The sequence below is a fragment of the Superficieibacter sp. HKU1 genome (assembly GCF_029319185.1).
Classification (GTDB): domain Bacteria; phylum Pseudomonadota; class Gammaproteobacteria; order Enterobacterales; family Enterobacteriaceae; genus Superficieibacter.
In genome coordinates this window covers 3,916,975-3,930,120 of sequence record NZ_CP119754.1, presented here as the reverse complement: position 1 = coordinate 3,930,120, position 13,146 = coordinate 3,916,975, and the positions used below count along the sequence as shown (strand labels likewise).

At 54.9% G+C, this 13,146-nt stretch carries 9 protein-coding genes and 1 pseudogene; 9 read left to right on the top strand and 1 reads right to left on the bottom strand.

Annotated features, from left to right (window positions below; all coding sequences use genetic code 11):
* The first annotated feature begins 37 nt into the window (after positions 1 to 37).
* The 8 genes from icmH to P0H77_RS18630 all read left to right on the top strand — a co-directional run bounded on the left by icmH (position 38) and on the right by P0H77_RS18630 (position 12,059).
* The gene (icmH, locus tag P0H77_RS18665; RefSeq protein WP_276165177.1) at positions 38 to 778 is read left to right on the top strand and encodes a type IVB secretion system protein IcmH/DotU; all 741 of its coding nucleotides are present in this window, start codon (positions 38 to 40) and stop codon (positions 776 to 778) included.
* Positions 779 to 789: 11 nt separating this feature from the next.
* Positions 790 to 3,564: a type VI secretion system ATPase TssH gene (gene tssH / locus P0H77_RS18660; RefSeq protein ID WP_276158706.1), complete on the top strand. Its 2,775-nt coding sequence runs from the start codon at positions 790 to 792 to the stop codon at positions 3,562 to 3,564.
* Entirely contained in the window at positions 3,561 to 4,307 is a 747-nt protein-coding gene (gene vasI, locus P0H77_RS18655) for a type VI secretion system-associated protein VasI (RefSeq protein WP_276158705.1), read from the top strand. The genes tssH and vasI overlap by 4 nt, the downstream gene beginning before the upstream one ends.
* Before the next feature lie 2 nt (positions 4,308 to 4,309).
* Positions 4,310 to 5,734 carry a type VI secretion system protein TssA gene (gene tssA / locus P0H77_RS18650; protein WP_276158704.1) on the top strand — a complete coding sequence of 475 codons (1,425 nt, stop codon included), beginning with the start codon at positions 4,310 to 4,312 and terminating at the stop codon, positions 5,732 to 5,734.
* Between the two features lie 104 nt (positions 5,735 to 5,838).
* A complete protein-coding gene (gene tssM / locus P0H77_RS18645) occupies positions 5,839 to 9,273 on the top strand; it encodes a type VI secretion system membrane subunit TssM (protein WP_276165176.1) in 3,435 nt (1,144 codons plus the stop codon).
* Positions 9,274 to 9,283: 10 nt separating this feature from the next.
* Positions 9,284 to 10,624: a type VI secretion system ImpA and VasL domain-containing protein gene (locus tag P0H77_RS18640; RefSeq protein WP_276158703.1), complete on the top strand. Its 1,341-nt coding sequence runs from the start codon at positions 9,284 to 9,286 to the stop codon at positions 10,622 to 10,624.
* 23 nt (positions 10,625 to 10,647) lie between these two features.
* Positions 10,648 to 11,127, top strand: a complete 480-nt coding sequence (locus P0H77_RS18635; protein WP_276158702.1) for an Hcp family type VI secretion system effector — start codon at positions 10,648 to 10,650, stop codon at positions 11,125 to 11,127.
* 23 nt (positions 11,128 to 11,150) lie between these two features.
* Positions 11,151 to 12,059: a hypothetical protein gene (locus P0H77_RS18630; protein ID WP_276158701.1), complete on the top strand. Its 909-nt coding sequence runs from the start codon at positions 11,151 to 11,153 to the stop codon at positions 12,057 to 12,059.
* 549 nt (positions 12,060 to 12,608) lie between these two features.
* On the opposite strand, the pseudogene P0H77_RS18625 reads toward P0H77_RS18630, so the two are convergent.
* A pseudogene (locus P0H77_RS18625) lies at positions 12,609 to 12,737 on the bottom strand (IS630 family transposase); the annotation flags it as partial.
* A gap of 11 nt (positions 12,738 to 12,748) precedes the next feature.
* On the opposite strand from P0H77_RS18625, the gene P0H77_RS18620 reads away from it, so the two are divergent.
* Positions 12,749 to 13,102 (top strand): hypothetical protein, encoded by a 354-nt coding sequence (locus P0H77_RS18620; protein ID WP_276158700.1) that lies wholly within the window; start codon positions 12,749 to 12,751, stop codon positions 13,100 to 13,102.
* Positions 13,103 to 13,146: the final 44 nt, after the last annotated feature.

Here is a 13,146-nt window from a genome sequence, read left to right as displayed (position 1 = left end):
TCAGGCCACAGGGGAACCTCGGGAGAACGTGAGTACGATGGCACAGGATGCGGGTGACGACATCTCCGCCCGCCAGTACCGGTTGTCCCTGCGTGGCAACAGCCTGAACCCGATGATCGACGCCGCCACGCCATTGCTGGGCATGGTAATGCGCGTGGCCGGGATGAACAGTCAGACCATGCCGGAGCACCTCTTTGCCCAAGTGGTAACGGACGTTCAGGCTGTGGAGCAGTTGCTTCAGGAGCAGGGCTACGAACCGGGTGTGATTGTCTCGTTCCGTTATGTTCTCTGCACCTTTATTGATGAAGCCGCGCTGGGCAACGGCTGGTCGAACAAAAACGAATGGATCAAACAGTCGCTACTGGTTCATTTTCACAATGAAGCCTGGGGTGGCGAAAAGGTGTTTATTTTGCTTGAACGCCTGATCCGTGAGCCAAAGCGTTACCAGGATCTGCTTGAGTTTTTATTCCTTTGTTTTTCGCTGGGATTTCGCGGGCGCTACAAGGTGGCCGCGCAGGATCAGGGCGAATTTGAACAGATTTACCGCCGCCTGCACCACGTTCTGCACAAACTGCGTGGCGATGCGCCTTTTCCGCTACTGCATCAGGATAAAAAGACGCAGGGCGGGCGCTATCAGTTAATGAAGCGCCTGACCATTAAACATCTCCTCCTGGGTGGCGTGGTTGTGCTAGCGCTGTTTTATCTGTTCTGGATGCTGCGTCTGGACAGCCAGACGCAGGATATTCTGCATCAACTGAACCGGCTGCTCGCCAGGTAAGGACACAACATATGATCCAGATTAATCTGGCCTCTCTGGTAAAGCATCTGAACCCGTTTTCCCGGCAGGCACTGGAAGCTGCCGCAGCAGAATGTATGAGCCAGCAGGCAACGGAAATTACCGTGGCGCATGTGCTGTTGCAGATGCTGGCAGCGGTACGCAGCGACGTAAGAGTGGTTGCGGAGCGGGCGGACATTGACATCAGTGAGCTTCGCCGGGCGCTGACGGTGGAAAATTATGCCACGGCGCGAACGACTGACAGCTATCCGGCATTTTCGCCGATGCTGGTCGAGTGGCTGAAAGAGAGCTGGCTGCTGGCCTCTGCTGAGATGCAGCAGACGGAGTTGCGTGGCGGCGTATTGCTGCTCGCCCTGCTGCATTCGCCGCTGCGCTACGTCCCGTCTGCCGCCGCCAGGCTGCTGACCGGTATTAACCGCGACCAGTTACAGCAGGATTTTGCCGCGTGGACGAAAGAGTCCGCCGAATCCGTGGCGCTGAATGCGGACGGACAGGCTATGAGCGTCACAGCCGATACCGGCGACAGCCTGCTTGGCCGCTATACCAAAAACATGACCGACGATGCCCGTCAGGGGCGGCTCGATCCGGTGCTGTGTCGCGATAACGAAATTGACCTGATGATCGACATTCTCTGCCGCCGCCGCAAGAATAACCCGGTGGTGGTAGGTGAGGCAGGCGTCGGTAAAAGCGCGCTGATTGAAGGGCTGGCGCTGCGCATCGTGGATGGCCGGGTGCCGGACAAGCTGCGCGACACCGATATTATGACGCTGGATCTTGGCGCGTTGCAGGCGGGCGCATCGGTCAAGGGCGAGTTTGAAAAGCGCTTCAAGGGGCTGATGGCGGAAGTGATCCAGTCACCGAAGCCGGTTATCCTGTTTATCGATGAGGCGCATACGCTGATTGGCGCGGGCAACCAGCAGGGTGGGCTGGATATCTCCAACCTGCTGAAACCGGCGCTGGCGCGCGGCGAACTGAAAACCATCGCCGCCACCACCTGGAGCGAGTACAAAAAATACTTTGAGAAAGACGCCGCCCTGTCGCGCCGCTTCCAGTTGGTGAAGGTCAGCGAACCCACGGCGGCGGAAGCCACCATTATTCTGCGCGGCCTGTCGGCGGTATATGAGCAATCCCACGGTGTGCTGATTGACGATGAGGCGTTACAGGCTGCCGCGATGTTAAGCGAGCGCTACCTCTCCGGCCGTCAGTTGCCGGACAAGGCCATCGACGTGCTGGATACCGCCTGCGCCCGCGTGGCGATCAACCTGTCATCACCGCCGAAGCAGATTTCGGCGCTGACCACCCTGCGCCACCAGTGCGAGGCGGAAATGCGTCAGCTTGAGCGCGAGATCCGCATCGGCCTGCGGTCTGACACCTCACGGCTGACGGAGGTGATTGTGCAGTATGACGAAACGCTGACCGAACTGGACGAACTGGAAGCGGCGTGGCACCTGCAGCAGGGGCTGGTACAGGAAATCATCGCGCTGCGTAAGGGGCTGCTGGACGAAACCGCCGCACCGGATACAGAAACTGCCGGTGATGATGCTGTCGCCGCGGATGAACTGGTGGCAGAGACCACCGACGATAACACCGTGGTTGTGGATGAGCCCGTCACTGGGCAGCAAGAGCCTGACATCCTTCCGGCAGAGCGCCTTGCACAGTTAACCGCCGAACTGGACGCCCTGCACAACACGCAGCTTCTGGTTTCCCCGCACGTCGATAAAAAGCAGATTGCCGCCGTCATCGCAGAATGGACCGGCGTGCCGCTTAACCGCCTGTCACAGAATGAAATGTCGGTCATTACCGATCTGCCGCAGTGGCTGGGCGACACCATTAAGGGCCAGGATCTGGCGATTAAACACCTGCATAAACACCTGCTGACCGCGCGCGCCGATCTGCGCCGTCCGGGGCGACCGCTCGGCGCGTTCCTGCTGGCCGGTCCCAGCGGCGTCGGCAAAACAGAAACCGTGCTGCAACTGGCGGAACTGCTCTATGGCGGACGCCAGTATCTCACCACCATCAACATGTCGGAGTTCCAGGAGAAACACACCGTTTCGCGCCTGATTGGCTCCCCGCCGGGCTATGTCGGCTACGGCGAGGGCGGTGTGCTGACTGAAGCCATCCGTCAGAAGCCCTACTCGGTGGTGCTGCTTGATGAAGTGGAAAAAGCCCATCCGGATGTGCTCAACCTGTTCTACCAGGCCTTTGATAAAGGTGAGATGGCTGACGGTGAAGGCCGCCTGATTGACTGCAAAAATATCGTCTTTTTCCTGACGTCCAACCTTGGTTATCAGGTGATTGTCGACCATGCGGATAACCCGGAAGCGATGCAGGAAGCGCTGTATCCGGTGCTGGCGGATTTCTTCAAGCCTGCGCTGCTGGCACGTATGGAAGTGGTGCCGTACCTGCCTCTGTCGCGTGAAACGCTTTCCGTGATTATCGCCGGGAAACTGGCACGGCTGGATAACGTGCTGCGTACCCGCTTCGGCGCAGAAGTGGTGATTGAGCCGGAAGTAACTGATGAAATCATGCAGCGCGTCACCCGTGCCGAAAACGGTGCACGTATGCTGGAATCGGTGATCGACGGCGAGATGCTGCCGCCGCTCTCCCTGCTGCTGTTGCAGAAAATGGCAGCGAACACCGCGATTGCCCGCATCGTGCTGGGCGTGGCCGATGGCGCGTTTATCGCTGACGTGGAGGACGCACCGGAGGACAGCGCAGACGCCGACACACTGCCGGAACCGGAAACAGAGGACACCGCTGTTTTATGAGCAGAATGCGGATACTGCTGGCCGGTCTGTTGTTACCGGGGCTGTTCGCCAGCGCCGTACAGGCAGAAGCGCCTGCTGAACCGGCGGCATCCGGCGCTGTGCTGCCGGGCATTGTCATACCACAGACAAATGCCCAGGCAACGGTAACGACGACGGTAACGGCCATGATGGCCTGTCGTCGTGAGCCTGCGGCGCTGGAGCGGCTGGACTGCTACGACCGCATTCTTGCGCCGGAACAGCCTGGTTTCGACGGTGCACTGGTCAGGGCACATTACGAAGGCGAGGCCTGGAAACGGGCCTTCAGCCAGGAAAAACAGCGTACCGACAACTCCACCACGCTGATGATGACGCAGAGCGACACAGAGCGGCCAACCGTGATTATTACCACCCCGGCTATCGGCAACGTGCCGCCACGCCCGGTGCTGATGTTCAGTTGCGTGGACAACATCACCCGGATGCAGGTGGCGCTGACTCACGCCATGACGCCCAACGACATCGCCGTGACGCTGACCACCAACGCCGGGCGTTTTCAGTCGCGCTGGTTTATCCGCGAAAACGGCTATCTGCTGGAGGCCAGCCGGGGCTTATCCGGCATTGATGAGATTAAACAGCTTTTCGGCGCAAAAACGCTGACTATCGATACCGGTACGGACAGCGCCGCCGGGAAACTGACGTTTAACATTGACGGGCTGGCAAAAACTATCGCGCCGCTGCGCGCTGCCTGTCACTGGGCGGGGGAATAAAAATGGTAATGGACCTACGTAACCCGGATACCTGGATTTCGCACCTGCTGGAAACTCTGCCGGAAGACAAACTGACTTCCGCGCTGAAAGACGATAATCCCGGCTGGGAGTATATCGACGGCGAAATGCTGAAACTCGGCTCGCTGGCCCACAGCCAGCTTGATATTCCGGAGATACAGCGCCGGGGGCTGACGCTCCTGGCATCGGAGAGCAAGGATTTTCGCCTGCTGGCCCACCTGCTGCGCACCCTGCAACACGCTGGTGATCTGCTATTGGCGCTGCGTTTACTGGCGCTGTATGTGGAGCGTTACTGGACGGTAGCAGCCCCGCGAATGGCACATAAAAAGCGCTTTGCCGCCCAGGTGATAAAACGTTTTGAAACGGGTATCCCCGGTTTTGCAGAAAATGCCACCATGACGCAGCGCGACGCGTTGCTGGGGGAAATGGCAAAACTGGCGCAAAGCTGGCAGACGCAGGATGCCCCGGATCTGGCGCAGGCGACTGATGATTTGTTTGCTCTCTGCCAGCGTACATTTCGTGATGCCGCGCCTGCGTTGTCTTCCTCTCCGGCCACCTCCGGCAGCACACCGCAGACGGTCGCCACACCGGCCCGCGACGTGCCACACAATATCACCACCGTGTCTGCGGCTCCGGCTCCGCAGGTTGCAGTTGACAGCCACGACGATACGGCCTGGCGCGACACGTTGCTGAAAGTCGCCGATATTCTCTGTGAGCGCCAGCCGGAATCGCCGCTGGGTTACCGTCTGCGCCGCCACGCGCTGTGGCACACCATCACCAGCACCCCTCCGGCAGAGAGCGACGGTCGTACTCCGCTGGCGGCAGTTTCTGCTGACATGGCTGCTGACTACCAGTCCCGGATAACCGGCGCGGATATAGCACTGTGGCAGCAGGTGGAAAAAAGCCTGCTGCTGGCACCGTACTGGCTTGATGGTCATTATCTTTCCGCACTGACCGCACAGCGCCTGGGTTATACCAGTGCGGCAGACGCCATCCGGGATGAAGTTGCCCGCTTTCTTACCCGTCTGCCGCAACTTGCCACCCTGCTGTTTAACGATCGCTCGCCGTTTATGAGCGAACAGACAAAACAGTGGCTGGCGACATCACCGGGCCAGCAGGCGACCCCTGTGATCCGGGCCGATGAAAATGCAGAGGCTGTCCGGCAGTGTTTCAGCGAGCAGGGACTGGAGGCTACCTTGCAATACCTGGAAAACCTGCCGGAAGGCGAGCCCCGCGATCAGTTTCACCGACAGTATCTTGGCGCGCAGCTGATGGAGGAAGCCGGGATGGTAAAGCTTGCACAGCAACAGTACAGGATGTTGTTCAAAGCAGGTCTGCGAATGACGCTGGCTGAATGGGAGCCATCCCTGCTGGAGCAACTGGAAAACAAATTCACGGCAGAACAGTAAGAGACACAGGAGCTTTTGTGAGATTACCAACCCCCCGACTATTCAGTGGCATGAGATCAGCCCTCCGGCCAGCCATGCCCCGGTTTAAGATCTCCGCGTTCTGGCTGCTGGTGCTGGCATGGATTTTTCTGCTGGTGTGGATCTGGTGGAAAGGTCCGTCATGGTCATTGTATGACGAGCACTGGCTCAGGCCGCTGGCGAACCGCTGGCTGGCGACGGCGGCCTGGGGGATTATTGCCCTGGGGTGGCTCACTGTCCGGGTGATGAAACGCCTGCAACAGCTTGAGAGACAACAAAAGCAGCAACGCGAGGAGGCGCAGGATCCACTCAGTGTGGAGCTGAATGCACAACAACGCTACCTCGACAGGTGGCTGCTGCGTCTGCAACGCCATCTCGACAACCGTCGTTACCTGTGGCAACTGCCGTGGTATATGGTTATTGGCCCTGCCGGGAGCGGTAAAACTGCACTGTTAAGAGAGGGATATCCGTCCGATATCATTTATACCCCGGAGATGGTGCGTGGCACAGAGCAACGCCTGTACATCGTTCCTCATGTCGGCAGACAGGCGGTTATTTTTGATATTGACGGTGCGCTCTGTGAACAACCGGATGCCGGTGTCCTGCACCGCCGTTTATGGGAGCATGTCCTGGACTGGCTGGTGGAAAAGCGTGCCCGCCAGCCGCTGAACGGGATCATTATCACTCTCGATTTACCTGATCTGCTGACCGCTGATAAACGTCGGCGTGAGCATCTGTTACACACGCTGCGCAGCCGTTTGCAGGATGTACGCCAGCACCTTCACTGCCAGTTACCGGTTTACGTGGTGCTGACACGGCTGGATTTATTGCACGGGTTTGCCGCCCTGTTTCAGTCTCTGGATAAAAAAGATCGCGATACGGTTCTGGGCGTCACCTTCACCCGCCGCGCCCATGAAAATGAAGACTGGCGCACCGAGCTGGATGCTTTCTGGCAGGCATGGTGTGAGCGAATGAACCACGCCACGCCGGATCTGATGCTCACGCAGACGCATATGCGCAGTTCCCTGTTCAGTTTTGTCCGCCAGATGCAGGGGAGCCGGGACTATCTGGTGGCGCTGCTGGATGGCCTGCTGGACGGTGAAAACATGGATGTCATGCTGCGTGGCGTCTATCTCACCTCATCACTGCAACGCGGTCAGATGGATGATATTTTCACCCAGTCTGCCGCCCGGCAGTACCGGCTGGGCAGCAGTCCGCTGACGGCCTGGCCGCTGGTGGATACCGCACCTTATTTTTCCCGCAATTTGTTTCCACAGGCGCTGCTGGCAGAACCGAATCTGGCCGGAGAAAGCCGTTCCTGGCTTATAAGGAGCCGTCGCCGTCTGACCGTCTTTTCCGCAGTGGGCGGGGTGGCGGCATTATTGTTAATCACCGGCTGGCACCATTATTACAATGCCAACTACACCTCCGGCGTCCAGGTACTGAAACAGGCTGAAGCCTTTATGTCCATACAGCCGCCGCAGGGTATGGATGACTATGGTAATCTGCAACTGCCATTACTTAACCCGGTTCGCGACGCCACCCTGGCTTATGGTGACTGGGGGGATCGCAGCCGCCTGGCCGATATGGGACTGTACCAGGGCAGGCGTGTCGGGCCGTATGTGGAACAGACCTACCTGCAACTGCTGGAGCAGCGTTATCTGCCCGCCCTGTTTAACGGTCTGGTGAAGGAAATGAATGCTGCACCACCAGAAAGCGAAGAAAAACTTGCCGTGCTGCGTGTCATGAGAATGCTGGAGGATAAAAGCGGGCGCAATAATGAGGTGGTAAAACAGTACATGGCAAAGCGCTGGAGCGATAAGTTTCACGGCCAGCGTGACGTTCAGGCGCAACTCATGTCCCATCTGGACTATGCCCTGAAGCATACCGACTGGCACGCAGAGCGTGCGGCGGGCGACGGCGACGCCATCAGCCGCTGGACGCCGTATAACGGCCCGGTAGTGTCAGCACAAAAAGAACTCAGTAAGCTGCCGGTTTACCAGCGTGTCTACCAGAGCCTGAAAACACGGGCGCTGGGCGTACTGCCTGCCGATCTGAACCTGCGCGATCAGGTTGGCCCGACATTCGATCAGGTGTTTATTTCCTCAGATGACAACAAACTGGTTGTCCCGCAGTTCCTTACCCGTTACGGACTACAGAATTACTTTGTAAAGCAACGAAATGAACTGATTGAGTTGACGGCACTGGACTCGTGGGTACTGAACCTGACGCAGAGCGTGAAATACAGCGAGGCTGACCGGGCAGAAATCCAGCGCCAGCTTACTGAACAGTATATCAGTGATTACACCGCCACCTGGCGGGCGGGAATGGACAACCTCAACGTGCGCGACTATGAGTCCATTGCGCAACTGACCGGCGCGCTGGAGCAGGTTATCAGCGGCGACCAGCCATTACAGCGGGCGCTGACGGCGCTGCGGGATAACACGCAGCCTGCTGTTCTCTCTGAAAAACTTTCTGATAAAGAACGTGAAGACGCCCAGGCGGAGCCGGGCTATCGCCTGTTGACGCGGCTTGGACATGAATTTGCGCCGGAAAACAGTACGCTGGCGGTACAGAATAACAAGGAAAACACGTTTCAGGCAGTGTATCAGCAGTTAACAGAACTGCACCGTTACCTGCTGGCGATACAGAATGCGCCGGTGCCGGGGAAATCGGCGCTGAAAGCCGTCCAGTTACGTCTTGACCAGAACAGCAGCGATCCCATTTTCGCTACCCGCCAGATGGCGAAAACCCTGCCCGCGCCGCTTAACCGCTGGGTGGGCAAGCTGGCCGACCAGGCATGGCATGTGGTGATGGTGGAAGCCGTTCACTATATGGAAATTGACTGGCGCGACAACGTGGTCAGACCGTTCAACGAGCAACTGGCAAACAACTATCCGTTCAATCCGCGCTCATCGCAGGATGCGTCGCTGGATGCGTTTGAGCGTTTCTTTAAGCCGGATGGCGTGCTGGACACTTTTTACCAGCAGAACCTGAAACTGTTTATGGAAAACGACCTGAGCCTGGAGGACGGCGATAATGCCGTGATTATTCGTGAGGATATCCGTACCCAGCTTGAGACGGCACAAAAAATCCGCGACATCTTCTTCAGCCGACAGAACGGGTTGGGCACTTCATTTGCGGTGGAGACCGTTTCGCTTTCCGGTAACAAGCGCCGCAGCGTGCTGAACCTCGACGGTCAGTTAGTCGATTACAGTCAGGGGCGTAACTACACCGCCCATCTGGTCTGGCCGAACAACATGCGCGAGGGTAATGAAAGCAAGCTGACGCTGGTTGGCGTCAGTGGCGGCGCACCACGCAGCATCAGCTTCAGTGGGCCGTGGGCACAGTTCCGCCTGTTCGGGGCTGGACAGCTAACTGGCGTGGAAGAGGGGACATTCAGCGTGCGCTTTAACGTGGACGGTGGTGCTATGGTCTACCGGATACACGCTGATACCGAAGACAACCCGTTTAGTGGTGGGCTATTCAGCCAGTTCCGGCTACCGGATACGCTGTACTGAGGAGACAGGGATGAGCAACGATGTACTGACACAAACTATCGTGACCGGCAGCGATCCGCGCAATCTGCCGGAGTTCGTCGCTATCCGCGAGGAAATTAATAAGGCCAGCCATCCGTCGCAGCCGGAAATGAACTGGCGGCTGGTGGAATCGCTGGCGCTGACAATTTTTAAGGCCAATGGTGTGGATCTGCACACGGCCACCTACTACACCCTGGCGCGTACCCGCACGCAGGGGCTGGCCGGTTTTTGTGAAGGCGCTGAACTGCTGGCGGCAATGATTACCCGTGAATGGGACAAATTCTGGCCACAGAGTGGATCTGCACGCACCGAGATGCTGGACTGGCTCAACACCCGTACCGGAAATATCCTGCGCCAGCAGACATCCTTTGCGGAAAACGACCTGCCGCTGCTGTACCGCACCGAACGGGCCTTACAGCTTATCTGTGACAAACTCCAGCAGGTCGAGCTGAAGCGCCCGCCGCGCGTGGAGAACCTGCTGTATTTTGTGCAGAACACGCGCAAAAGGCTGGAACCGCAACCCCGGAATAATACCGATGCTGTCACACAGGCCACCGTCAGAACGCTGGTCTATGCCCCGGAAAGTAATGCGCCCATGGCTACTGAGGCCGTCGCTCCTCTCCCCGACCTGCCGGAGATGCGGGTGGAAGTCCGTGGTCTGGCGGATAATGGCGGTATCGCCGGTCAGGGCAGTCCGGTGAAAGGTTTTATGTCGGGTGTCGCCGCTACTGCGGTTATCGCCGCCGCGCTCTGGTGGTGGCAGGTGTACCCGATGCAGCAGCAACTGGCACAGGTCAGGGATACGGCACAGGGTGCGGCAACGGTCTGGCTGGTATCGCCTGAATTGAACAGCTATGGGCAACGGCTGCAACAGCTTCCTGATACGTCGCCATTACAACTGCTGGAGACGGGTATGCAGATGACCCGTACCGCCGACAGCCGCTGGCCGGAGAGTCTGCAACAGCAGCAGGCAAGTGCGAAATGGAATGAAACACTGAAAAACCGCGCACAGAGCAGTCCACAATTGCGCGGCTGGCTCCAGACCCGCCAGGATTTACACGCTTTTGCTGATCTGGTGATGCAGCGTGAGAAAGAAGGGCTGACCCTTTCCTATATAAAGAATGTTATCTGGCAGGCAGAGCGGGGGCTGGGTCAGGAAACGCCGCTGGAATCCCTGCTGACGCAGTACCAGGACGCCCGCGCACGGGGGCAGAATACTGAGGCACTGGAAAAACAGATTAATGAACGGCTGGACGGCGTGTTAAGTCGCTGGCTGCTGCTGAAAAACGGCGGGATGCCGGAGACGGCAACCGAAATCAAATCCGAAAAATAACGACGAAATCAAAGGAGTTTATTATGGCTAATCCGGTTTATCTGACACTGAACGGTGACCTTCAGGGGCTGATCTCGGCAGGCTGTTCTTCCATGGCCTCCATTGGAAATAAAGCGCAGATTGCGCATATGGATCAGATTATGGTGTTAGGTTTGTCCCACGGGCTGACCCGCGCACAGAACGTGAATCATCAGATGCTGACGATCCAGAAGCCGGTGGATAAATCCTCCCCGTTGCTGAGTAAGGCTATCAGCGAAAACGAATGTCTGACCTGTGATTTTGAGTATTACCGGACCAACCGCTTTGGCATTAATGAACTGTATTATAAAGTGAAGCTGATTAACGCCCGCATCGCCAGTATTAAGCATATTGTGCCGCATACCATCAACCACAGCGAGGGACAACCGGAAGAGTCATTGTCACTGAGCTATGAAAGTATTACCCAGGAGCACTGTATTGCCGGGACCAGTGCCTACAGCCTGTGGGAAGAGCGGCTTTTCTGACGATTTAGCACCAGGAGCGGGAAATGAAAGATCAGACGTATGAGAATAATTCACTATATGTAAAAACACGACTTGAACAGCAGGAGAATATGAACCACATTGCCCGTTCACTGCATAAAGGTACTGCATCTTTCATGGCAAGAGTATCCCAAACAGTAGGGGTAATCCTGGACGGTACAGAAAGGGGAATAGGAAGGGGCGTCTGTGCGTTCCTTAGTGATAACAACACTTGTGTAGATTTGCGGCATGATGATAAGAGAATGTATATATGTACTAAGGAGTTTCTAAAACGCACTGATGCCCTTCTTGATATTTTATACATGTGTATACTCTATATTTTGGGAAAGTATGATGAGGAAACACAGCTTAGAATAATAGCAAAGGCTACTTATTATTTAAATTATTGCAAGGATAACCCTTCGCTTTTAATGTGTTACGATCTTAATCTTGATACAGAAGAAATCGAAAGAATACTAAAAGATCTTCAGGATCCGACAAAAAGAGATGATACTCTGGAACACCTGATTGGAGAATCCATCTATCCTGTTATGGATAAAGCACGGAAGGTAGTTATGGGGTTGGCTGCTAATCTGGCTACAGATATGGTAGCAAAAGGCATTCTGGCATACGCTGTCGCGAAGTTTATTGCTGGCTCATTTGGATTCGGTATGGTAATACGAACTAAATTAAATAATGCGGCATTTCTTACATTCAATGCGGCATATTATTATGGATATTTTGGCAAGGCAGCGGCCACGGCTGAAAGGCTAGAATACTGTAATCCTGAACTTTATCGTTTATTATATATGAATAATCTGGAAATGTTTTTATTTCTATTTAAAGATTACCTGCCAATTGAAATATTTATTGGTGATTATGGTGCCAATGCTGGAGAAAATGCAATAAGATTTTTCAAGGGAATAATAAAATGAGGAAAGTATTTAGATGGTTGGTTACAAGGATATTTAATGACCTCATAATTCCCAATCTTATGGTTATAGCTATTGTCGCCATTATGCTTGTGGTGCTTGAATATATTCCCGGGTACTTTGATGCATTATTTATCCCTATTGCTGTAGTCATAATTTATTTTGCTTATAAGATTATCAGATGACGATCTCTCATCAGCAATATCTGTGAGTGTAATTTGCTATGTAAGCTATTTTTTAAGGAATGAAATATCATAGATAATTCTGTTGTCAGTCCAGTTAATATTGTAGATTTCTTTTGCAAAAACATCCCGGATCCGTGGCAAAAATCGAAAGTGTCCGGTTAATGAATGAAGGGTAAAGCAATTCCTGACTGGCCGTACTGGTGTTTTTTGCCTGAAAAATGCTGGATACTGTTGTTTATGAATAAACAGGGTATCCCCTTCATGCGCGAACTCTGATGGGAAATACAAACGCTCTCGATACTGGGGATCTGGCGTTACAGCAAAGGGATTTATATCCTGCATCCGTCAGTGCTATAACTAATAAATATCAGGATGCAGGTTTGAGCACCTGAAAGATATCGTTAATTCGGGATGTCAGCGAGTCCACTATATCTGATAGCGTCTGTGCAAAAAATGTGGATATTGTATCCCTGAACTCTCGCGTACTGCTGAAATAATTAAGAAAATATGAGTTCACCGGAAGGTAACCAGGATCCGACAAAAAGAGATGATACTCTGGAACACCTGATTGGAGAATCCATCTATCCTGTTATGGATAAAGCACGGAAGGCAGTTATGGGGTTGGCTGCTAATCTGGCTACAGATATGGTAGCAAAAGGTATTCTGGCATATGCTGTCGGGAAGTTTATTGCTGGCTCAGTTGGATTCGGTATGGCAATACGAACTAAATTAAATAATGCGGCATTTCTTGCATTCAATGCGGCATATTATTTGGATATTTCGGCAAGGCAGCGGCCACTGGCACTGTTTCTGGTCAGAGAAAAAGATGATCCGGATACACGGAAATTTTCGTACCGCTGACTGCCACCGTAAATCATCGGCGGCCGGTATTCCTGAATGACACA